This window comes from Selenomonas ruminantium AC2024 (assembly GCF_000687995.1).
GTDB lineage: Bacteria > Bacillota > Negativicutes > Selenomonadales > Selenomonadaceae > Selenomonas_A > Selenomonas_A ruminantium_B.
The window spans coordinates 1,771,076-1,795,026 of record NZ_JIAC01000001.1; the positions used below are offsets into that span (position 1 = coordinate 1,771,076).

Consider the following 23,951-nt stretch of genomic DNA (forward strand, 5'->3'; position numbering starts at 1 on the left):
GGGTGGTGTCATGTTGAAGTTTGGGGATGAAAAAGGTCAGCTCAAGTGCTCTTTTTGTGGTAAGACCCAGGAGCAGGTAAGAAAGCTGGTTGCAGGTCCCGGTGTCTATATCTGCGACGAATGCATTGAACTCTGCAATGAAATCATTGAGGAAGAGTTCAGCGAGGAAGCAGAGGTAGAACTCAAGGACGTCCCAAAACCGAAGGACATCCGTGCAATCCTCGACCAGTATGTAATCGGTCAGAACGATGCCAAGAAGAGCCTCGCCGTGGCCGTGTACAATCACTACAAGCGCATTAATATGGGCGCAGGCAAGACGGATGATGTGGAACTGCAGAAGTCCAATATTCTGATGCTTGGTCCCACAGGCAGCGGTAAGACGCTTCTGGCACAGACTTTGGCGCGGATACTCAACGTACCCTTTGCCATCGCCGATGCTACGGCGCTTACGGAAGCCGGTTATGTGGGCGAGGATGTGGAAAACATCCTCCTGAAGCTCATTCAGGCCGCTGATTATGATGTGGAGAAGGCCGAACGCGGCATTGTCTATATCGACGAAATCGATAAGATTGCCCGCAAGTCGGAAAATCCCTCCATCACCCGTGATGTATCTGGCGAAGGTGTACAGCAGGCCCTTTTGAAGATTCTGGAAGGCACGGTGGCTTCCGTTCCGCCACAGGGCGGGCGCAAGCATCCCCATCAGGAGCTTATCCAGATTGATACCACGAACATTCTCTTTATCTGCGGCGGTGCTTTTGATGGCATTGAAAAGGTTATCGAAAGCCGTATCGGCCAGAAGCAGATGGGCTTTGGTGCTAATATCAAATCCAAGAAGCAGCAGCGCAATGTCGGGGAAACCCTCAAGAAGCTCCTGCCGGAGGATTTGCTCAAGCATGGTCTGATTCCGGAATTCATTGGCCGTGTGCCAGTGGTAGTAACGCTGGAATCCTTGGACGAGGACGCTCTGGTCAGCATCCTGACCCAGCCGAAGAACGCGCTGATTAAACAGTATGCCAAGCTCCTAGAGATGGACGGCGTGAAGCTGTCCTTTGATGATGAGGCTCTGCGTCTTATCGCCAAGGAAGCCTTGAAGCGCAAGACTGGCGCCCGTGGCCTGCGGTCCATTATTGAAGGCATTATGTGCAATGTCATGTACGACATTCCCTCCATTGAGGGTGTCACGGCCTGCCATGTGACCAAAGACACGGTGAACAACAAAAAAGACCCTGTCCTGACCATCGACAAGAAGGTGCAGAATAGTGAAGCATCTGCCTGATTACGGCAGGCGTAAGGCAAGGCGTTGCTAAGGCAGCGCCTTGTTTAATATTTAGGAAAAAGGAGGGAGTCAAATGGCTGAACTTCGTACTTTGCCATTATTGCCTTTAAGAGGCATGGTCGTATTCCCTTATATGATGATACATCTCGATGTCGCCCGGGCACGTTCCATGGCCGCCATCGAGGAAGCCATGGTGGAAAACCGGGAGATTATCCTGACGGCGCAGACCGATGCGGAGCAGGAAGAGTTTGCCTTCAAGGATTTGTATCCGGTGGGAGCTGTGGCGGAAATCCGTCAGGTCATCAAGCTGCCCGGCGATACGGTACGGGTATTGGTGGAAGGCAAACGGCGGGCCGTCATCCACGAGTTCCATGCGGAGGAAAATTACGATACCGCTACGGTAGAGGAATTTTCCGATAAAATCGATACTTCCATGAACATGGAAGCCTTGAACCGGGCTGTGGTGCATCAGTTTGAAGAATGGGTGCGCCTGTCCAAGAAGATTCCGCCCGAGACGTTGGTTTCTGTGGCCATTATCGATGATGCCGGCCGGCTGGCCGACCTGATTGCCAGCCATCTGAACCTCAAGGTGGAAACCCGTCAGGAACTTTTGGCTGCTATTGATGTCAAGGAGCGCCTTGAAAAACTCTATGCTGTGTTGACGCGGGAAATGGAAATCCTGCAGATGGAGCATAAGATTGGCAAGCAGGTGCGCAAGCAGATGGATAAAATCCAAAAGGATTACTATCTGCGCGAGCAGATTAAGGCCATCCGTCAGGAACTTGGCGACAGCAACAAGGGCGAGATTGACGAAGCCCGCAAGAAGCTCAATGAGGGCAATTACCCGGATGAGGTTAAAAAAGCGGTGGAAAAAGAATTAAACCGCTTGGAGTCTCTGAGCAACATGCACGCAGAAACCGGTGTTATCCGCAATTATGTGGATTGCTTGCTGGAGCTTCCTTGGAATGAGGAATCCGAAGACACGGTGGATATTGCCGCTGCCAAAAAGATACTCGATGAAGACCACTATGGTTTAACCAAGGTCAAGGATAGGATTTTGGACTATCTGGCTGTACATAAGCTGGCCAAGGATAAGAGTGCGCCAATTCTCTGTCTGGTAGGTCCTCCGGGCGTGGGCAAGACTTCGCTGGCGACTTCTGTGGCCAGAGCTACGGGCCGTGAATTCGTGCGGGCATCCTTAGGCGGCGTCCGTGATGAAGCCGAAATCCGTGGCCATCGCCGCACCTATGTGGGGGCTATGCCCGGGCGCATCATTGAAGGCATCCGCAAGGTCGGCAAGAAGAATCCTGTGTTTCTGCTCGATGAAGTGGACAAGCTCTCTGGTGATTACCATGGCGACCCGTCAGCGGCACTCTTGGAGGTGCTTGACCCGGCGCAGAATTCCACCTTTAGCGACCACTTTGTGGATTTGCCCTTTGACCTCTCCAAGGTATTCTGGATTGTGACGGCCAATAACCTTGGCAATATTCCGCGCCCGCTGCGGGACAGAATGGAAATCATTCAGCTCTCCAGCTATACGGAAGTGGAGAAATTAGAGATTGCCAAGCGCTACCTCGTAGCCCGTCAGCGCACGCAAAATGGCCTCAAAGCCAAGGATATCAGCTTTGGTGCAGGTGTATTGCAGAAAATCATCAGCGATTATACCCGTGAATCCGGTGTCCGTGAACTCGAACGCGAAATCGGCAGCGTCTGCCGCAAGGCCGCCCGCAAGATTGTAGAGGGCGAAGATGCACCGATTAAAGTGACCAAGAAGAACCTTACGGACTTCTTGGGCAAGGTCAAATTCCAGGACACCAAGGCCAATAAAAAGCCACAGGTCGGCGTAGTTACCGGCATGGCCTGGACGGAAGTCGGCGGCACGATTCTGCCCACGGAAGTTACTGTGCTCAAAGGCAAGGGCAAGCTGATTCTGACCGGTCAGATTGGCGATGTAATGCAGGAATCGGCACAGGCAGGGCTTACTTATGTCCGCAGCCGTTCGGATAAGCTGAAATTGGCGGATGACTTCTATGAGAAGGAAGATATTCATATCCATCTGCCCGAAGGTGCCATCCCGAAAGACGGCCCCTCAGCAGGCATTACCATGGCTACGGGCATGATTTCGGCCCTGACCGGCAGAAAGGTTAGAAGTGATGTAGCCATGACCGGTGAAATCACCCTGCGGGGCAATGTGCTCCCCATCGGCGGCCTCAAGGAAAAAGTGCTCGCCGCTTACCGCGAAGGCATGAAGACCATCGTTCTGCCCAAGGACAACGAAAAGGATATCGAAGATATCCCCGAAACCGTGCGGGAGAAACTGGAATTCAGACCTGTGGAATCCATGGATGAAGTGCTGAAAATAGCATTGTTAAAATAGTGCTTCCCTTAAAAAGTCCGCTGACGAAAAGTCAACGGGCTTTTAAGTAAGTGGTAGTTTGTGCATTAGTTCGTGCTTATGGTATCCCGTTTATACGCAGTCTGGGGCGAACGGGAAGTGTTTTTTCTGTTTTCCGCTAAACGACCCCCTCGTAAAAGAGAACTGTCCAATTACCTGCGCCGGGCAGGCCAACGGCGCGGCTTTCAGCGTTTTTTCTAGCATTTTCTTACCGGGGCCGGCCTTCACTGCGTTCAGGCAGTCGCTCCCTACAGAAAAATCACTCCCCGTTCGCCCCCAAGTTACGGATTATGCAAGCGGCGAGAACTCGTTGCTCTCGTTACAAGAACATCGATGTTCTTGCTGCTTGTCACCGCGAAAATGCCGTTTAGTACGAACATCACTTAGGGCGGAGGTGGTGATGCTTTTCGCCGTGGAACGACTGTCCGAACGCAGTGAGGACTGGCCCACAAACGGCATAGACTAAATACTGCGCTGAACATACGCGCCGCCGGTCTCGCCCGGCGCAGGTAACTAAAAAGCCTATACTCTTGCTTGTGGGTCATTTAGTGCAACGGCGAAAAGTATTACCACCTCCACCCAAACTGAGCTGTAACAAAAAATTTCAGCACGCACTGGCAAACTGCATTTTATATGTAAAGGAGATGAATGTATGAAGGATAGAGTAATTATCACGCAGGGACAGTATGTGGCTTCTGCGGTCAAACAAGACCAATACCCCGAAGCCGACCTGCCGGAAATCGTCTTTATTGGCCGTTCCAACGTAGGCAAGTCCTCGCTGATTAATTCTTTGACCCGTGTCAATAATCTGGCCCGCGTGTCCTCCCAGCCCGGCAAGACGCAGACTATCAACTTCTTTGAAGTGGGCGTCAAGATTGCCGAGGTCGAGGAACGTAAGGCCTTTTACCTCGTGGACCTGCCCGGTTATGGCTATGCCAAGACTGGCAAGGAAAAGCGCAAAATCTGGTCGAAATTTATCGAGGAGTATCTGTTGAACTCCCCGCGCCTGACTTTTGTCTGCCAGCTTATCGACAGCCGTCACGAACCGATGGCTTCTGATGTAGATATGTTCAACTGGCTGGTGGATAATGGCATTCCTGTGCTGATTATCGCCACCAAGGTGGATAAGATTGGCAAGAATGAGCGGGCAAAAAACATTGCCGCCATCAAGCGCAAGCTTGGCATTAAAGAAATTTCCGTACTGCCGTATTCCTCACTAAAAAATGAAGGCCGTTCAGATTTACTTGACGTTATCGGTGATTCTTTGTTAGAATAATAATAGAGAAATGTGAATCGGATTCATATTACGCAGAAACAATGTGTATTACGCGGGAATCATGATAGCGATTTAGGGGAGAGGGATAACCATGATGGAATTAACGGCATTTGACAAGGATTTGCTGAATTTGCTGCAGGGAAATCTGCCTGTATGCAGTCACCCCTTTGCCAAGCTGGCAGAGGAACTGGGCACCGATGAGCAGACGGTGCTCAGCCGGGTGCAGGAGTTGAAAGCAGAGGGATACCTGCGCCGTATCGGCACGTTTTTTGACTCTAACAACCTGGGCTATAAGGGCACATTGGTGGCCTTGAAGGTTGACCCTGCCAAAATGCAGACCGTAGCCGAGGCTGTTAACCGTTATCCCGGAGCGACCCATAACTATGAGCGCGAGGGACGCTACAATCTCTGGTTTACCCTGCTGTCTCCGAATCTTGAAACCGAAGCCAGGATTTTGGATGAGGTGCAGTCCTTAAACGGCGTGGAGGATATGTTGAACCTCAAGGCCAACAAGAAATACAAAATCAATGTGCAGTTCAAATTGCATTAAGGGGGACAGTTTTATGGCAGCAGAAGATATCGATGAATTAAGCGAATTAGATAAACGCATTGTCCGTGCCCTGCAGGGCGAGTTCCCTTTGGTGGCAGAGCCCTATAAGACTTTGGCCGAACAGGTAGGAGTCAGTGAAGAGATTTTCATGGAACGGGTCAAGTCCATGCAGCAGACGAAAAAAATCCGCAAGATGGGCGCCGTGCTCTGTCATCGTGAGGTTGGCTTTAAGGCCAATGTCTTAGTGGCTTGGGAAGTGCCTGCGCAGCGCCTGGACGAAATTGCCCGCCACATGGCCGCCAGTCCCTTCGTAACCCATTGCTACGATAGAAATACCGCCGAGAATTGGCCCTATAATCTCTACACCATGGTACATGGCCGCAGCCGTGAAGAATGTGAACAGGTGGTACGGGATTTAGGTCAGGAATGCAACGTCAGCAAGCATGTGATGCTCTACTCCAAACACGAGTGGAAAAAGACCGCGATGAAGTATTTTTGCGAATAAAGTAAAAGAGACAAGCGCCAAACTTGTCTCTTTTACTTTATTTTATTATAAAAATATGCTAATATGTAAACAGTGTTTCGTCAATAAATACAATTTTCATTTATAAGCGAGGTAATCCATATGGTCAATAACAAAATGTATGAACTGGGTACGAAAAAATCCACCATCCGCACCATCTTCGAGTTCGGCAGAAAACGGGCTGCCGAAGTAGGGGAGGAAAATGTCTACGACTTCAGCCTGGGCAATCCCAATGTGCCCACGCCGGAATTTATCAAGGAAGCGGCCGTGGATATCCTGACCAATATGGAACCATCCGCCATTCATGGTTACACCGTGGCTCCGGGCAATCCGCAGGTGCGCAAGGCGCTGGCCGATAGCATTAACAGCCGTTTTGGCATGCATATCACGGAGAAAAATCTGTTTATGACGGCAGGCGCTGCTGCCTCCATTACTATTTGCTTCAAAGCATTGTCCCAGCCGGAGGATGAGTACATCACTTTTGCGCCCTTCTTCCCGGAATACCGGGCTTTTGTGGAATCCGTTGGCGGTAAGCTCGTGGTTGTGCCAGCCCAGCCAGAGGACTGGCAGATTGACTTTGCAGCCTTTGAGCGTTTGGTGAATAACCATACCAAAGCCGTTATCGTCAATAGCCCTAACAATCCCAGCGGTGCCGTATACTCCGAGGAAACCATCAAGAAGCTCGCGAAGATTCTGCAGGCCAAGGAAAAGGAATACCATCATCCCATCTTCATCATCGCGGATGAACCCTATCGGGAAATTGCCTTTGAAGGATATACTGTGCCGTATATTCCGAAATACTACGATAACACACTGGTCTGCTATTCCTATAGCAAATCCTTCTCCCTGCCCGGTGAGCGTATCGGCTATATTGTCGTGCCGGACACCGTCGCGAACTTCGAGAAGGTCTACGGTGCCATTGCCGGTGCTGCCCGGGTGCTGACCCATGTCAATGCGCCTTCCCTGTGGCAGCTGGTGGTGGGCCGCTGCGCCAACATGCCTTCGGACATCAGTACGTATGTCAAAAACGGCCAGCTCCTTTATCAGGGGCTCGTTGACGCAGGCTTTGAATGTGTGAAGCCCCAGGGCGCGTTCTATCTCTTCCCCAAGTGCCTTGAAGAGGACGACTATGCCTTCTGCAAACGAGCACAGAAATATGACCTGCTGCTCGTGCCCGGCACCGACTTCGGCTGCCCCGGCTACTTCCGTGCCGCCTATTGCATCAAGACGGAAACCATCGAAAAATCCCTGCCCCTGTTCAAAAAACTAGCTGCAGAATACAAATAAGATAAGCAATTAAATTTATATGGAAAAGCCATCAGTGTATTCTGGTGGCTTTTTTCTTGTAAATTTGTTATATGGTTGATTTTTCTCCTTATAAATCATGTATATATAGTATAGATAAAAATTTTTGTGTATTTATAGGGAGGAAAACATATGAAAACATATGCCTACATCCGAGTTTCGTCTTTTGATCAGAATGAGTCACGTCAGTTACGAGCGATTCAGGAGCTGGATATACCACAAGTCAATATATACATGGATAAGCAGTCGGGAAAGGATTTCAAACGGGCGAATTATAAGCGACTTCTGCGGGTGCTGCGGAAAGGAGATCTACTTTATATATTGAGTATTGACCGTTTAGGCCGCAATTATAAGGAGATTCAGAATCAGTGGCGTTATCTGACCAGTGAGCTGGGCATTGATATTTGCGTAATAGACATGCCGTTATTGGATACCAGACGGTATAAGGATCTGCTAGGAACCTTTATCTCCGATATTGTGTTGCAGATACTATCCTTTGTGGCAGAATCCGAGCGACATAACATCCGTAAGCGGCAGGCGCAAGGAATAAGTGTAGCCAAGGCCAAAGGCATCCGCTTCGGCCGCCCGGAAGCGAAAATCCCGAAGAACTTTATTTCCCTGGTGAAACGATGGCGCAATCAAGGGATAACCTTGGAGGAACTGTTGAAAGCTTGCCATATCAGCAAATCCACTTTCTATCGCCGACTTAGAGAAATGAATATCTAATAAAGTAAGGCCCCCTTGTTGGAACTGTGATACACAGTTTGACAAGGGGGCTCTTTTATTTGCGTAAGTGTCATAAAGTATACATTTTGACACTTTTGAACTCACAATGAACATTATAACAAATGCATTCTGCAATGTCTATTTTTTCGTTAATTTTTATTTATTTTAGTAACTTTTTGAGACAAATATGGAATATTTTTGATTGCACAAAATACATTATGCGTCGTTTCATAAAGTATACATTTTGACAAAGGTTACAAGAAAAATTAAAGGAGAAAACGTAATGTTTGAAGTTCGTCAAACGGAAGAGATGATTAACAAGACTTTTCGACTGCCTGCCAGTTTGCTGGATGAGCTGACGAAAATCGCAGAGCACGAGAAGATATCTGTCAATAACCTGGTTCGCCAGTGCTGTGAGTATGCGTTGGGTAATATGAAGAAGGAAAAATGAAACAAGGAATACATATCGGAACAAGCAGGCAAATTATCGTGTGTTTGCACTTGCTGGTGGATTACCTGGCTATTGTGGTGGCAGAACATACAGCCTTGTGGCTGCAGGGAATGTTTCGCGTGGAAGCCAGCCGCATGATGGTTCTGCCTTGGGAATATCAGTATATTTATTATCCAGCCTTGTTTCTGTTGGTCATGTTTCAGGCAGATGGCTATCGCTTTAACAGGCCATCGCTAGATGTAACCAGGGATGTATTTAAAGGCGCCTGTTACGGATTCCTGATGTATATGCTGGTTATCTTCCTTATGCGTAACCGTTTGCAGGTTTCAAGATATTATGCAGGTTGTTTTTTACTTTTCAGCCTACTGTATATTGCCGTTGGCAGATACCTGCTGGGACAGTTTGTACTTAGATTGCATTGCCTGCAGGAAAAAATCCTGCTGATTGGTGCGGGGCGAACAGCAGAGCGACTGTTAGAAGCTTTTGATGATGACCCATGTTATGGCTATAAGGTTATCGGTCTGTTGGATGACCATCCTGTATCTAGTAAATTGCCGAAAGAATATCCTTTGCTGGGTGGCTTTGCTGATGCAGATAAGGTCATAAAAGAGCAAGAGGTACGAACAATCGTAATTGCTGCCCCGGGGTTATCGGAAGAAGAAATGCGTAAATTGCTTGTATCCGTCCAGCATCTAACAGATACCATCTTGTTTACACCCAGTCTTGTCGGTACTCCCTTAGGCAGTGTGGAAATCAGCACATTATTTGTCGAACAGCTGACCATCATTAAAAGCAAAAACAATCTATCCCGCTGGAGCAACAGGACAACAAAGTTCGTCTTTGATATGGTCGTCACATTCTTCGGCTGCATCCTGATATCGCCAATATTTATTCTGTTGGCATTGTTGGTGGGAATAGACAATAAGGGCAGAATTTTCTTTGCCCATCGCCGGGTGGGGCGGAATGGTAAGGAGTTCTACTGCTACAAATTCCAGACCATGATTCCCAACGCAGGTGAGGCTTTGAAAAAATATTTGGCCGAAAATCCAGAAGCCCAAAAGGAATGGGCGGAAAACTTCAAACTTACCCATGACCCGCGGGTAACCAAGTTGGGCGCATTTCTGCGCAGGACAAGTCTGGACGAACTGCCTCAAGTATTCAATGTGCTAAAGGGCGAGATGAGTCTTGTCGGCCCGCGCCCGATAGTACAAGGCGAAGTTTGCAAATACGGTGACAATATCCGGGAATACTACATGGTACGCCCTGGCATAACCGGCATGTGGCAGACCAGTGGTCGTAGCGATACTACTTATGAAGAACGAGTGGAAATGGACACCTGGTACGTCCGTAATTGGAGCGTATGGCTGGATATGAAATATCTGGTTAAGACTTTTACAGCGGTTCTAGCAAGAAAAGGAGCTTATTGATGGGCAAAAACTGGCTGGCCAAAGCCAATGTCGGCATAGTGATTCCAACATATCAGGCTGGTGCAGGATTCAGGCAATTGCTGGCGGAGTTAGCAGAGCAGACTTTCCAACCGCAATATCGGCTGGTTATGGATTCGGAGTCAACCGATGATACTGTACAGTTTGCCAAGCAGGCTGGCTGGCAGACCCATATTGTAGCCAGAAAAGAGTTCAGCCATGGCCGAACCCGTCAGAAAGCATTGACGATTCTGCAGGAACAAGCGGCGTTGGATTTCATCATCTATATGACGCAGGATGTCCGCATCTCAGCAAAGGACAGCTTAGAAAAACTCCTATTAGCTTTCGCTGACCATGAAGTAGCTGGAGCTTACGGTCGCCAGCTGCCGCATAAAGGCGCCAGCATCTATGCTGCTGTTGACCGCGAATTCAACTATCCAGCAGTATCCTGTGTCAAGTCAATGTCAGATGTCAAAAATCTCGGCATAAAAACTGCCTTCTGCTCCAATTCTTTTGCTGCCTATCGGGTAACGGACTTAGTTGACCAAGGCGGTTTTCGCAACGTAGATATCTGTGAAGATGTAGAAATGGCTGGCCGCCTACTATTGCAGGGCAAAAAGATAGCCTATGTGGCAGAGGCCGAAGTCCATCACTCCCATGAGCCGAATTTGACAAGTCAATGGAGACGCTATCGGTCAATAGGCCGTTTCTACGCAGAAAATCATTGGTTACAGGAAAACTTTGGCGGTTCCGCCGGTGAAGGCTTGAAGCTCGTACGTTACCAGCTGCAGCGTATAGGAAAAGAAAAAGGCATATGGGGACTAGGGAAAGTGCTGGCCTTGGATGCCATCAAATTTATCGCCTATAAAACAAATTAAAGAGGGATAACCATTGCATTATTTAAGAGTATTTATCGATTTTGTACTTTCCATATGGCACAACAAAGGTCTCCTGTGGAACTTAACCAAAAAGGATTTGAAACAGCGTTATGTCGGTTCTTATCTGGGAATTCTATGGGCCTTTATACAACCTGCTATAACGATAGCCATCTTTTGGTTCGTATTTCAGGTGGGCTTTAAGTCCATGCCTGTGGATAACTTCCCGTTTATCCTTTGGTTGATTTGCGGCATGTTCCCTTGGTTCTTCTTTAGTGATGCCCTGCAGGCCGCTACAAACTCGATATACAGCAACAGCTTTCTGGTCAAAAAAGTGGTATTCCGTGTGAGCCTGCTACCTATGATTCAGATAATATCGGCGTTACTTGTCAACATGTTTTTCGTAGTAGTGCTGTTTTTGATGTTTTCTGTCTATGGATACTGGCCCAGCCTGTATAACCTGCAGATTATTTATTACGTATTCTGCAGTATCTGTCTGGTCTTTGGCTTGTCTCTGATTACCAGTTCCCTGATGGTCTTTATGAAAGACATCGGCCAACTGGTAGCAATGGTTATTCAGTTCGGCTTCTGGGGCACGCCGATATTCTGGAGCTTGAAGCTGATACCAGAAACCTATCAATGGGTGTTCAAACTCAATCCAATGTACTACGTAGTAGAAGGCTACCGTAACAGCTTTATCTACCATAAATGGGTATGGGAACTGGGCTATACGAATATATCCTTCTGGTTATTCACCATAGCCGTCATGCTTTTCGGCGCATTTATCTTTAAAAAACTAAGACCACATTTTGCAGATGTATTGTGAGGCAGATATGAGTAACGACTGGGCAATAAAAATAGACCACCTGAGCAAGGTGTATAAAATCTTTGACAAGCCGACAGACCGGGTGAAAGAAGCATTAAATCCCTTCAAGAAACGTTACAGCAAGGACTTTTATGCATTAAATGATGTATCGCTGACCATAAAGAAAGGCGAGACAGTAGGTATAATCGGCAAGAATGGCGCTGGAAAATCCACTCTGCTGAAAATCATCACCGGCGTGTTGACTCCAACAGCGGGTAACATTCAAGTAAATGGCCGTATCGCCTCCTTGCTTGAATTGGGCGCAGGTTTCAATCCCGAAATGTCTGGTATAGAAAATGTCTACATGAACGGCACGATTATGGGCTATACCAAAGAAGAAATGGATGAACGCCTGCAGGATATCATCGACTTTGCAGACATAGGGGATTTCATCAATCAGCCTGTGAAGATGTATTCCAGTGGTATGTTTGCGAGATTGGCGTTTGCGGTGAATGCCTTTGTGGAGCCGGATGTGCTGATTGTTGATGAAGCGTTATCAGTAGGTGATGCTTTCTTTCAGAATAAATGCTTCAAGAAATTTGAAGAACTAAAAGAATCAAACGTAACGGTTATATATGTATCGCATGATATTGGCTCTATAAGAAGATTTTGCGACAAGGTATTGTGGTTGGAACGAGGTTCGACGAGAAAATATTCAGAAAGTGATGATGTTTGCTCAGATTATCTTGATATGCAAATAAAGGCAAATGAGTTATATGCTGAAGCTGAAAAACTTAGTGATGATAGATTGATTAGAGCAGACAAGCAGAGTGGAAAAATTATTTTTCCAGAATTGAATGCTACAAAGGCAATTAAAACCCATCCGGAAGATGGAAAAATTGTTTCTTTTTTTATTACAGATATGAATGACAAGTTGACAAGCAGCTTGGATGCGGGGAGTAAATACAAGTTTCATATCGTTGCCGAGTTTTATAATAATATAAAAAATGTAATTTTCGGAATTAATTTTGACACCCAAGATGGTTTGCCATTGATAGGGTTTAATACATATTTGTCTTCTAAATGTGGTATTGATGTAAATGAGAATAGTGTTGTAGATGCAGTTATGGTTATGGAAATACCTATCATAAAGGAGGGGAAATATTTGTTATCTCCTGCTATCGCAAAAGGTACTCAGAATAAGCATAGCTTTATTGAATATTTGCCCATATGTAAGGAAGTACAAGTCTATAAAGAAGGGCCATATGTTGCTCTGCTTGAGGTAAATGCAGAGTGTGAATTCAGCTCGTACGATAGAGAAAACGTAAGTTACAAATAATTGGAGGAGATATTATATGTCGGATAGCTTTTTTAACAAAGAGTATTATCAAAACTGTTGTGGACCTATTGCATATACAGATGAGCATTTCCCAAAATTCTTTGGACAAATTGCAGATAGAATTGTTGAAGATTTGCACCCTAAGACCGTTCTTGATGCTGGGTGCGCAATGGGATACTTGGTTGCAGCTTTAAGAGACCGTGGCGTAGAGGCTTGGGGAATTGATATATCCAATTATGCAATAGGTAGTGTAAGAGAAGATATAAAACCATATTGTATGGTAGGATCTTTGACGGAAAAGCTGCCTCCTTCAATGCCTGATAAGTATGATTTGGTGATAACAATTGAAGTAATTGAGCACATGTATGAAGAAGACGGGAAAAGAGCAATAGAAAACTTATGCTCACTTACGGATAAGATAATATTCTCATCAAGTGCGAATGATTATACAGAGTATACGCATTATAATGTCCAGCAGCGTGAGTATTGGACGCGGTTATTTGCAGAAAATAACTTTCTAGATGACTTGAGTTATAGGCCACAGTACATTACTCCTTGGAGTATATATTTTGTAAAAGGAACGGATTGGTTACATCAATTACAGGTTTATGAACATCATATCAGAATTATAGAAGATAGATTGAATAAAATAGAAGAAGAAAATGCAGAAGTAAAAACAGTTAATGAGAGATTGAAGAACGAAAATGCAAGTATAAATTCGGCAAATGAAGAGTGCAAAGATATGTTGACTGCAGGGGAAGATAAGTGTTCCAAAATGCAGAAAGAATATGATGCGTTGATGAAAATGTATCAGGAGATGCTAGAATCAACATCTTGGAAAATAACGACCCCGTTTCGAATAGTAAAAAAGTGGTTTAGCAATGGGTAAAAAAAATTGTGATAACAATGATATATCAATAGCTTTATGCACATATAACGGCGCTGATTTTTTACAGGAACAATTGAATAGTCTGCTTAATCAAACCTGTAAACCAAAAGAGATAATTATTAGTGATGATGGCTCAACAGATGAAACATTAGGTGTTATTGAAAGATTTAGAGAAAAAACAACATTGCCGGTATATATAATAAAAAACGAAGAAAAACTAGGTCCGGTTCAAAATTTTTCTCGTGCTATGATGGCATGTGCAGGTAGGTATATTGCTCTTTGCGATCAAGATGATGTGTGGAAAGAGAATAAATTAGAAGTAACGTTGAATAAAATGAAAGAAATGGAGAAATGTGAATCTCCTAATTGTCCCTTGCTTGTGTATGGAGATTTGATTGTCACAGATGAACGGTTAAATACTATAACGATTTCTATGATGAGAAAGCAAGGGCTAGAAAATGAAGAGGATATGCAACAAGCACAAAGAGTGCTGGTAGCACAGAATTATGTGACAGGTTGTACGGTGATGATAAATAGGAAATTACGAGATATCTCTTGTCCAATACCTCAAGAGGCTGTTATGCATGATTGGTGGTTAGCATTGATTGCGGCACATAAAGGAAAGATTGGTTTTATAAATGAACCGCTTATATACTATCGTCAGCATAGTAGTAATACTGTCGGAGCTGTGATTAATAGTGCTAGAAGATATTTCAAAGCAATTCTTCATCCACATACTATAAGGGATAAATTATTAGCTGTGCTTGTGCAAGCATCAGCGGCTAAAGAGTGTAACTTGGCACAAAGTTTTGAAGAGAATATCATAAATCATGATATTGGAGGCGTTTGGAAGTTAGGGATACATAGACAGAAAATGATTGAAAATATAGGGCTATATTTTATGCTGCGGTACTATAACGAATATTATAGTGATAAATTGAAAGCATACATAAAGGGATGAGAGTAAAGCATGTTTAGGAAAGTGGTAGCTGAATGAGAAACTTAAAGGAAATGACGAAGTATAAGCTTTATACCTTTATAAAGGGAAATAGATATGCATATGCATTAGCCAAAAAGGTAAAGAATAATTTAGATTATTGGAATGCAAACCTTAAACAAATAACTTATGTTGAAGAAAGTGTAGAGGAAAAAATAAATGTGAAGGAATCTGTAACGTTTAGCATACTGGTTCCGCTATATAATACACCAAAAGAATATTTAAAAGAGATGATAGACTCTGTCTTAGCACAGAGTTACAAGAAGTGGGAGTTATGCTTATTAGATGGTAGTGATGATAAACATCAATATGTCAATGAAATATGTGAGGAGTACTCCCAAAATGATGATAGGATTAAATATGAAAGAATAAACGAGAATAAAGGGATATCTGGCAATACAAATGAATGTGCGCACATGGCTACAGGTGAGTATCTTGTTCTTTTGGATCATGATGATACATTGAGCTGTGAGGCCTTAATGTATAATGCTTACTGGATAGAAAAGCAAGATGCTGATGTTTTATATTCGGATGAGGACCACATTTCCATAAAGGGGGTATATACGTCTCCTTTTTTTAAGCCGGATTGGTCACCTGATTTACTGTATAGCCAAATGTATGTGTGTCATCTGCTGGTTATTAAAAGAAATCTGTTTGAACAAATCGGGGGCTTTCGTTCAAAATGTGACGGAGCACAAGATTACGATCTTATGTTGCGTTTATCTTCTGTTTCGAAAAAGATTGTTCATATACCAGAAATACTTTATCATTGGCGTGAGTCTGAGAATTCTACAGCTTCGTCAGCAGAAGCAAAGCCTTATGCACATGAAGCTGGTAGGATTGCACTTGATGATTATTTGAAGGGTAAATATGGGACTGAAGCATTTGCTGCTGATGGTGCATATACTTTTTGCTACGATGCAAGGTTTAAATTTGATGAAAATAAAAAAGCATCAATTATCATTCCTATGAAGGATAAATATGAATTAACTGATGCATGTGTAAAGAGTATCATAGAGAAAAGCAACTATTCAAATTATGAAATAATTATCCTTGATAATAATTCTGAAAAGGTTGATACAATATCTTGGCTTGAAAAAATTATTAAATTTGATAAACGTATTCGTGTAGAAAAAGCGGATATGGAATTTAACTGGTCAAAAATTAATAATTACGGAGTAAGTCTTTCAAGTGGCGATGTGTTTGTTTTTCTGAATAACGATACTGTGATTATTAGCAATGACTGGCTTGAGCGCCTAATGGAAAATGCTATGCGCAAAGATACTGGAGTAGTTGGTGCTATGTTGCTATATGAAGATGATACTATTCAGCACGCAGGTGTGGTGGTTGGTATGAATGGATGGGCAGACCATGTGTTCAAAGCTCAGGCACCAGTGCACATGACAAGCCCTTTTGCTTCACCAGCACTTAATAGAAATGTTTTGGCAGTAACAGGAGCGTGCATGGCAGTTTCAAGAAAAACATGGATGGAAATAGGTGGCTTTGATGAAGAATTTGTAATTTGTGGTAGCGATGTAGAATTGGGTATAAGAGCTCACGAAAAAGGCCTTTTTAATCTCTATAATGCACAAGTGAAACTCTATCATTTGGAGTCAAAAAGCAGAGATGAGTATATACCAGAGGTTGATTTTAGAAAATCACGTGAAGCATACTATGTTTACTGGGAAAAAGGAGATCCTTACTATAATAAAAATCTTTCTCTTAATGCTACACGGCCTGAGGCTAAGCATGTGACAGAAGTACACACTTCCTTTTTTACAAGGCTGAAAAATAAAGTAAAAAGATATGTGGCTAAAAATATAAATTTAAATGTAGATGTAAATGCAAATTATGCAATTCCTGAAATAATGCAAATCGATGCTAGGAAGTCTGATTATCCAGGAATCATTAGATTAAATTTATTGATACCATCATTGGATCAAGCACACGTGTTTGGCGGAATTTCTACGGCTATCAGATTTTTTTATGCATTGCAGCAAGCAATGGTTTGCGATGCTAGAATAATAATTCTTGATGCGCCTTATGATAGAAAAACAGCTATCGATACACCGAATTATATCAGTGTATCTGCAAATGACGATTTTAAATTTTCTAAGCAGATTGTACCGTTTGCCGACAGGTTTAATAAGACAATTCCTGTTAGAGACAAAGATATATTCATTGCTACAGGCTGGTGGACGGCATACAACATAAAGTCTTTATTAGAATGGCAAGCTGAAGTTTATCAGCAAGATGTAAATCCATTGATTTATATGATTCAGGATTATGAGCCAGGATTCTATTCATGGTCGTCTAGACATGCTTTGGCTGATAGTACCTACAAGATGGACTTGCCGGTATACGCTGTAATTAATTCCTCTTTGTTGCATGAGTTTTTACAGATAAGAGGTTATAAGTTTGCTAAAGAATGGAGCTTTGAACCGCACATAAATGAAAAGCTGGCAGAATTCTTACCAGAAGACGGTGGCAAGTGTCCTAAAAAGAAGCAAATTCTTGTATATGGAAGGCCGTCTGTTGAGCGAAATGCATTTTCAATAATTGTTGAATCTCTAAAATTATGGTCGAAGGAATATGCATATGCTTCTGATTGGCGGATACTGTCAGCAGGAGAAGATTTTCCAGATATTAATCTTGAAAATGGTGTTGTATTGCACTCTGTTGGCAAATTGTCTTTAGCTGATTATGCAAAGATGATGCTAGATACATATGCAGGTATCTCTTTGATGATATCACCACATCCAAGCTACCCACCACTAGAGATGGCTACGTTTGGTGTTAAAGTTATTACCAATAAATATGCCAACAAGGATTTGGGTGATTTTAATGATAATGTTTTTAGTATAGATAATACGTCTCCTGAAGAAATTGCAAAAATACTATGCGAAATAACTGGAGAATTTAAAGGAACTAGTGATATTTATTACAATCAGTCATACGTTAATTATAATGATGAATTTGGGGGGATTGTATCTGAAATAGTCTCGTCATTTAGAGAGGGTTAATAGTAATATATGATGATAAGTGAAAATAGATTGAAACATAAATAGTTTTTGTTCTTGATTGTTTATTGATTGTATTGCCGCTGGTAGTGTTGCATAACAAAGTACTATCAGAATTACATTGCATTGTTTGTAAATACTACAAGTGGTTATAGCTGGTGGGTTTGGTGATAAAAATCCGCATCTTTTTCATGATGTGTAAAAAAAGCTTGTTGCTAATGAGTTGGGGGAGATGATGTTAGTAGACGGCACGTAACTATTAGATTTTGAATTTATAAATTTATATTATATTACTTTGAAAAAATATGGATTATGGCGGAAAATAATCAGAATTAATAAAATCGTAAACCTATGTGATGTTTATTTCACTTATTATCTGCTTGCGGGAGGCGTAATGTTTGAGAAATACAATAAAAGATGCTTTGGTCTTATCACTGATAATAATCATTATGTGTTGTTTTGCATATCATGATTATCTATTCGGTGAAAAGTTTTTTTAATTACTGCTAGTGATTCTTTAGATACAATGCTGAAACATTATATAGCTATGCATCACATGATTTATGATTGTGAATCGTTCTTTTATACTTTCAACAAGGGATTAGGGACTGTTATTGACATAGTAAATCCTAATTATTATGGTGATATTTTTGCCTGGATGATTGCGTTGTTATTGTTGAAGATGATTCTGCAAGGATTCATTTGCATCCATATCCTAAAATGTGTGTTAGCAGGTTGTTAGTTCTATTGGTGTCTTTCTAAATTTGAACTTAACTAGTATATACTGCTTATTAAGAGAGAAAGAATATTGTATGATATTTAACACGAAACAATATTTCGGTTTGTGCATTCCCCTATTTATATTGATTGGATTTATTCATCATTATGCTGTAGATATGCCATTTTGGGATGAGTGGGAATATGTAAGCTTCATAGATAAATATTATTCAGGAAACCTAACTTTTCAGGATTTGTGGGCGCAACATAATGAGCATAGGATTTTTTTTCAAGACTTATAACGCTGTTTAATATTATATTTTTCGGATGAAACGTATATGTGAATATGGCATTTACTGTTATTTTTGCAATATGTAGTGCTTATTTGTTATATAGAATAGTAAGTTATACAGAGATGAAAATCGAAAAAAGTATTGGTTTATTTTTTCAGTCATGTGGATTATGTTCTCATGTAATCAAGCAAATAATTGGTTGTGGGGATTTCAGGTAGCATTTGCATTGGCTGTTTATGCATCTTTATTATCAATATACTTTTTATCCATGCGTGAGTCCAATAAAAAAATACACTTATAAGTGCATTGGCGGCGGTAGTGTCAATTTATTATTCAGCAAATGGTTTATTTGTTTTTCCTGTAGGATTACTAATCTTATTTATATCTTCAAGAAAAAATACGAAACAAATTTTCTTGTGGGCACTTTTGGTAGGAGCTGCTGCTGTAGCTTACTTTATAAATTTTCATTTTGTAGATGCTCACGGTGGATTTAGTCATAATATAAAGATGCTTATTTCGCACCCAGATCAGTTTGTTTTAGGGTTCGGTACGATATTATCAAGGATTGTAGTAAAAAAAGAATACATTAATACAATCTTGGCACTTCTTGCTGTATGTTGGCAGTCTTATTTGCTATTGGAATACAAAAAGTCTGGCTTGGTTTTAAGCAAATCATGCACTGGCTTGATAGGTATAAGTGTTTATTCGTTGTTGTGTTGTTTATTTATAGACTTTGGTAGGTTTACAATAGGAGGACTGGATGCACAGAGGTATATTATCTTTTCTTTGTATTTTTGGGTGGCACTGTTATGTCAAACATTCATAATACTTGACAAGAAGAGAAAACTAAAATCCGAATTGATTTTAATCATAACGCTAGTATCTGTATTGATTAGTGTTCATGGAAGTCTGGATGTAAAAAATTATGCAAATGAGCACAGAATGTTTCTAAGTCACTTTAAAGAGCAAGTGCTTTAGGGAGAACCGGTTGATGTGGATTTGTTTGTGTTGCGGATTTATCCGAGTAGAAATCGTATTCATGACATGGAAATATTAAAAAAGAACAACATCAAGAATTTTCAATTCGCTAATAGCGAATTTGAACCGGAATTTATGAAATTAGATATAAATGACTTCGTTGAAGAAAATGAGATGTGTCGTTGGAGTGTTGATAGTATAAATATTGATGCAGATAAGATTGTGGAAATACGAGGTTGGGCCTATGTTATAGGTGAAAATAATCAATTTAATAAGTATAAGTTGATAGCAAAAAATGATAAAGAGCTATATATTTCAACATTAAAAAATGGTAATAGAGCTGATCTTATTGATGCCTTTCCTAATGAAATAAATTTATTCCATGCTGGATTTATGGGGTGGAATAAAGATTATATAGCTGATATTGACTCGGGCGATTATGATTTGTTCCTTGGCATAGAAAATACCAGTGGCAAGTATATGTGTCCGTTGCAAAAAAAGATACATGTTCCATAATGTGGTTAATTAAAGAGGAGTGAAATGAATAATAAAAGAGAACTAGTCATATACATAGTATGTGGTGCAATAGCAGCTTGCTTAAATCTTGGTGTATTTTACTTGCTGGATCATGTGTTGGGAGTACATTATCTTCTGGCTACATCAGTGGCGTGGTTATGCTCTACGACTTTTGCTTTTATGACCAACAAATTTCTTGTTTTTCGTGCCTACGACCTAAGTCGGAGTGTTCTGGCTAGGGAGATTGTTACTTTCTTGAGTAGCCGGGGTATATCCGGTCTTATGGACTTGGTGGGCATGTATGTACTGGTATCCTTGCTGGAGGTTGAGCACGGCCTGGCCAAGGTTGTTGTGCTTTGCATGATTGTGGCGACCAACTATATTCTGAGCAAGTATTGGGTGTTTAAAAAGGGAACGGCGTGAGTCAGCTATAGTTTGCATGGCGTATGCTTCACGTTCTATATAATTTATTGATTAATGTATGGAGGATGAAAAATGAAAATCTTAGTTACTGGTTCTGCCGGATTTATTTGTGGTTATTTGGTGGAGGACCTTCTAAGCCGTGGGCATGAGGTTGTGGGGATCGATAACTATTCCAAGTATGGCAAAGTGGAAAAATCCTATGATAATCATCCAAACTATCACTTTGTGGAGGGGGATGCGAAGGATGTCAATCTGATGAAGGAGCTTATATCCGACTGCGACCAGGTACTGGGGGCTGCCGCAATGATTGGTGGTATCTCTTACTTCCATAAGTATGCTTATGATCTTCTGGCTGAAAATGACCGCATTATGGCTTCTACCTTCGATGCAGCTATCTGGGCGCATCAGCATAAAAAACTCCAGAGAATCAATGTGCTGAGTTCAAGCATGGTGTATGAGTCTGCTACTAAGTTCCCAAGTGCCGAAGGTGACGAACGTCAGTGCCCGCCGCCCCTCAGCACCTATGGCTTCCAGAAGTTGGCTTGCGAGTACTATGCTCAGGGTGCCTATGAGCAGTACGGCCTGCCCTATACTGTCATGCGTCCTTTCAACTGTGTGGGTACTGGTGAGAAACGTGCCCTTTGCGATGAAGACATTATGTCCGGCAACGTGAAGCTGGCCATGAGCCATGTTGTGCCGGATATCGTGCAGAAGATTGTCAAGGGACAGAACCCGTTGCATATCCTTGGAAAGGGCAATCAGGTGCGTCATTACACCTATGGTGGTGATTTGGCTCGTGGCATCCGTATGTGCATGGAAAGTGATGCGGCTGTCAATGAGGACTTCAACCTGTCCACTCCTGTTTCCACTACCGTACTTGAGCTTGCAGAGGCTATCTGGAAGAAGATTAAGGGAGAGGATGTGCCTTTCGCTTATGTATCTGATGAGCCTTATAAGTATGATGTGCAGATGCGCGTTCCTGATGTGAGTAAGGCTGAGCGCCTTATTGGCTTCAAGGCAGAGAAGAGCCTGGATGATATACTCGATGAGGTAATTCCTTGGATTCAGGAACAGGTACGTGTGGGTGGCATTTGATGAGTGGTAAGAGCACAAAGGCGCTTCTGACCATTGTGGTGCCGGTGTATAACGAGGCGGATAATATCAGGCAGGCTTTGGATTCTATAGATCGGGATGTGAAGTATCCTCATAAAATCATGGTAGTCTATGATTCAGAGGAAGATACCACCGTACCTGTCGTACGTGCTTTGCAAAAGGAACAGACCTTTCCAGGGGTGGAACTGGACCTGTACCGCAACAAATACGGTCGCGGTGCCCTGAATGCCATCAAGACAGGTCTGGAAGATGCTGATACCGAGTATGTGATTGTGACCATGGCGGATCTTTGTGATCCGCCGCGGGTTATCAATGACATGGTAGAAGAAGCAGAGGCGAAAAATGCGGTCATCGTCTGCGGCTCCCGCTATATGTCAGGCGGCAGTCAGCAGGGAGGCCCGCTGGTCAAGAGCTGGCTCTCCAAGCTGGCAGGCTTGACACTCTGCTGGTTTGCGGGTGTGCCAACCCATGATGCGACCAACAGCTTCAAGCTCTATAGGACCTCTTTCCTTCGTGGTGAGAAGATTGAAAGCTCCGGCGGCTTTGAGCTGGGACTGGAGCTGGTGGTCAAAGCCTATGCAAAGAAGCTGGCCATAGCTGAGGTGCCTACCAGCTGGGTGGACCGTGCAGCAGGGGAATCGCATTTTAAAGTGGTAGAGTGGCTGCCACATTATCTTAAATGGTATTTTCGGGCGTACAAGGCGGCGCTTTGTCGTCTGCTTGATTAAATGGGGGATTTTTGATGAGAATTGGTATTATAGGCCTGGGATATGTGGGCCTGACGTTGGCCATAGCGGCAGCTGACAATGGTATAGATGTATATGGTGTGGAAGTAAATCAGCATATCAAGGATTGCTTGGCACAGAACAAGGCGCATTTTTTCGAGCCCAGACTTGACTCTTTGATCAAGCGCCATAATGGGAAGGAATTCCACTGTGTGGAAGAGTTTCCTAAGGATTTGAAGTTTGACGCATTCATCATCACGGTGGGTACACCTCTGAAAAAGGGGGAGAAGACCCCGAATTTTGAATATATCAAGTCTGCTCTCCGTGACACTATCAGCAAGATATATGATGGCAACCAGCTGATTATTCTTCGTTCTACAGTATCTGTGGGTACCACCCGCAAGGTAGTGATTCCCTTCCTGGCAGACCTTTGCCATAAGCCGGAATCCGAAGTGCGTGTGGCCATGTGCCCCGAGCGTACTGTAGAGGGCAAGGCTGTGGAGGAACTCACACATCTGCCCCAGATTGTCAGCGGCAGCAATCCCGAAGCTACTGAGATAGCGGTAGACTTGTTCCGCCATCTGACTCCTTATGTTATTACGGTGGACAGTCTGGAAGAAGCCGAGCTGGTGAAGCTCTACTGCAATACATATCGTGATATGACCTTTGCTTTGGGCAATGCCTTCTGCATGGCAGCTCAGACCTATGGGGTGGATGGTATGAAGGCCATCAAGCATGCCAACCAAGGCTACGCACGCTCAAATATTGCCCTGCCCGGCTATGTGGCGGGTCCCTGCCTGGAGAAGGATGCCTATATTCTGATCAATAATATGCCTGAGTGCGACAGCAAGGATTTTATCGTAGCTGGACGAAAATTTAACGAATCCCTGGAAGACCTGACTCTGGAGTGGGTGAAGCGCAAGGTAGGCGAGCCTTCCGAAGATAAGTGCATTGTTCTTTCTGGTATGGCCTTCAAGGGACAGCCGGAGACCAATGATTTGCGTGGTTCTTCTTCTGTGTACATTGCTCAGAAGCTGCACAAGCTGGGGTACAAGCTGATTCTCCATGATTTTGTAGCTCTTGAATCCGAGATGAAAGAACTGGGGCTGGGTGAAGTCTGCAGTGATATCTATGAGGCTTGCCGTGATGCTTCGGCTTTGCTTGTTTTAAACAATCACAAGAAGTATTTCGACTTGCAGGAAGATGAGGTCCTTACGAAGTCACATAACGACTTCGCTATTTTAGATACCTGGGGCGTGTGCCAGAACCTCTACAGCATAGAAAATGTAGATATTGCCACTTTGGGCAATTTTATGATTTCAAGATAAGGTGATT

21 protein-coding genes are annotated in these 23,951 nt (G+C 43.2%); all 21 read left to right on the top strand.

Annotation, left to right across the window (positions count from 1 at the left end; translation table 11 throughout):
• Positions 1-10 precede the first annotated feature (10 nt).
• The 21 genes from clpX (at position 11) to P157_RS14195 (ending at position 23,944) form a co-directional block, all read left to right on the top strand.
• Complete coding sequence (gene clpX, locus P157_RS0108375; protein WP_026760609.1) at positions 11-1,276, top strand: ATP-dependent Clp protease ATP-binding subunit ClpX; 1,266 nt, start codon at positions 11-13, stop codon at positions 1,274-1,276.
• A 73-nt stretch (positions 1,277-1,349) separates the two neighbouring features.
• Positions 1,350-3,653: an endopeptidase La gene (gene lon, locus P157_RS0108380; protein ID WP_026760610.1), complete on the top strand. Its 2,304-nt coding sequence runs from the start codon at positions 1,350-1,352 to the stop codon at positions 3,651-3,653.
• A 670-nt stretch (positions 3,654-4,323) separates the two neighbouring features.
• Positions 4,324-4,947, top strand: coding sequence for a ribosome biogenesis GTP-binding protein YihA/YsxC (gene yihA, locus P157_RS0108385; RefSeq protein ID WP_026760611.1), 624 nt, complete (start codon positions 4,324-4,326; stop codon positions 4,945-4,947).
• 91 nt (positions 4,948-5,038) lie between these two features.
• On the top strand, positions 5,039-5,497 hold the full coding sequence (locus P157_RS0108390) for an Lrp/AsnC family transcriptional regulator (protein ID WP_026760612.1): 459 nt from the start codon (positions 5,039-5,041) through the stop codon (positions 5,495-5,497).
• 13 nt (positions 5,498-5,510) lie between these two features.
• Positions 5,511-6,002 carry an AsnC family transcriptional regulator gene (locus tag P157_RS0108395; RefSeq protein ID WP_080695413.1) on the top strand — a complete coding sequence of 164 codons (492 nt, stop codon included), beginning with the start codon at positions 5,511-5,513 and terminating at the stop codon, positions 6,000-6,002.
• 120 nt (positions 6,003-6,122) lie between these two features.
• Positions 6,123-7,307 (top strand): pyridoxal phosphate-dependent aminotransferase, encoded by a 1,185-nt coding sequence (locus P157_RS0108400; RefSeq protein WP_026760614.1) that lies wholly within the window; start codon positions 6,123-6,125, stop codon positions 7,305-7,307.
• A gap of 150 nt (positions 7,308-7,457) precedes the next feature.
• Complete coding sequence (locus P157_RS0108405; protein ID WP_026760615.1) at positions 7,458-8,051, top strand: recombinase family protein; 594 nt, start codon at positions 7,458-7,460, stop codon at positions 8,049-8,051.
• Positions 8,052-8,334: 283 nt separating this feature from the next.
• The gene (locus P157_RS15640) at positions 8,335-8,502 is read left to right on the top strand and encodes a hypothetical protein (RefSeq protein WP_196243104.1); all 168 of its coding nucleotides are present in this window, start codon (positions 8,335-8,337) and stop codon (positions 8,500-8,502) included.
• Positions 8,499-9,929, top strand: a complete 1,431-nt coding sequence (gene wbaP, locus P157_RS0108415; protein WP_051598553.1) for an undecaprenyl-phosphate galactose phosphotransferase WbaP — start codon at positions 8,499-8,501, stop codon at positions 9,927-9,929. The genes P157_RS15640 and wbaP overlap by 4 nt, the downstream gene beginning before the upstream one ends.
• Positions 9,929-10,804 carry a glycosyltransferase gene (locus P157_RS14165; protein WP_051598554.1) on the top strand — a complete coding sequence of 292 codons (876 nt, stop codon included), beginning with the start codon at positions 9,929-9,931 and terminating at the stop codon, positions 10,802-10,804. Before wbaP ends, P157_RS14165 begins: the two co-directional genes overlap by 1 nt.
• A 13-nt stretch (positions 10,805-10,817) precedes the next feature.
• A complete protein-coding gene (locus tag P157_RS0108425; RefSeq protein WP_037368251.1) occupies positions 10,818-11,627 on the top strand; it encodes an ABC transporter permease in 810 nt (269 codons plus the stop codon).
• A gap of 7 nt (positions 11,628-11,634) precedes the next feature.
• Positions 11,635-12,945: an ABC transporter ATP-binding protein gene (locus P157_RS14170; RefSeq protein WP_051598555.1), complete on the top strand. Its 1,311-nt coding sequence runs from the start codon at positions 11,635-11,637 to the stop codon at positions 12,943-12,945.
• Between the two features lie 16 nt (positions 12,946-12,961).
• The gene (locus tag P157_RS14175) at positions 12,962-13,834 is read left to right on the top strand and encodes a methyltransferase domain-containing protein (protein ID WP_037368253.1); all 873 of its coding nucleotides are present in this window, start codon (positions 12,962-12,964) and stop codon (positions 13,832-13,834) included.
• Positions 13,827-14,795 (top strand): glycosyltransferase family 2 protein, encoded by a 969-nt coding sequence (locus tag P157_RS14180; protein WP_051598556.1) that lies wholly within the window; start codon positions 13,827-13,829, stop codon positions 14,793-14,795. The genes P157_RS14175 and P157_RS14180 overlap by 8 nt, the downstream gene beginning before the upstream one ends.
• A 32-nt stretch (positions 14,796-14,827) precedes the next feature.
• Positions 14,828-17,854, top strand: coding sequence for a glycosyltransferase (locus P157_RS14900; protein WP_051598557.1), 3,027 nt, complete (start codon positions 14,828-14,830; stop codon positions 17,852-17,854).
• Between the two features lie 1,325 nt (positions 17,855-19,179).
• Complete coding sequence (locus tag P157_RS0108455; RefSeq protein ID WP_155266725.1) at positions 19,180-19,839, top strand: hypothetical protein; 660 nt, start codon at positions 19,180-19,182, stop codon at positions 19,837-19,839.
• Positions 19,840-19,854: 15 nt separating this feature from the next.
• Positions 19,855-20,355 (top strand): hypothetical protein, encoded by a 501-nt coding sequence (locus P157_RS0108460; RefSeq protein ID WP_026760620.1) that lies wholly within the window; start codon positions 19,855-19,857, stop codon positions 20,353-20,355.
• A gap of 24 nt (positions 20,356-20,379) precedes the next feature.
• Entirely contained in the window at positions 20,380-20,778 is a 399-nt protein-coding gene (locus tag P157_RS0108465) for a GtrA family protein (RefSeq protein WP_026760621.1), read from the top strand.
• A 72-nt stretch (positions 20,779-20,850) separates the two neighbouring features.
• A complete protein-coding gene (locus tag P157_RS0108470) occupies positions 20,851-21,873 on the top strand; it encodes an NAD-dependent epimerase/dehydratase family protein (RefSeq protein ID WP_026760622.1) in 1,023 nt (340 codons plus the stop codon).
• Positions 21,873-22,619: a glycosyltransferase gene (locus P157_RS14190; protein ID WP_037368255.1), complete on the top strand. Its 747-nt coding sequence runs from the start codon at positions 21,873-21,875 to the stop codon at positions 22,617-22,619. Before P157_RS0108470 ends, P157_RS14190 begins: the two co-directional genes overlap by 1 nt.
• A 14-nt stretch (positions 22,620-22,633) precedes the next feature.
• Positions 22,634-23,944 (top strand): nucleotide sugar dehydrogenase, encoded by a 1,311-nt coding sequence (locus tag P157_RS14195; protein WP_051598558.1) that lies wholly within the window; start codon positions 22,634-22,636, stop codon positions 23,942-23,944.
• Positions 23,945-23,951: the final 7 nt, after the last annotated feature.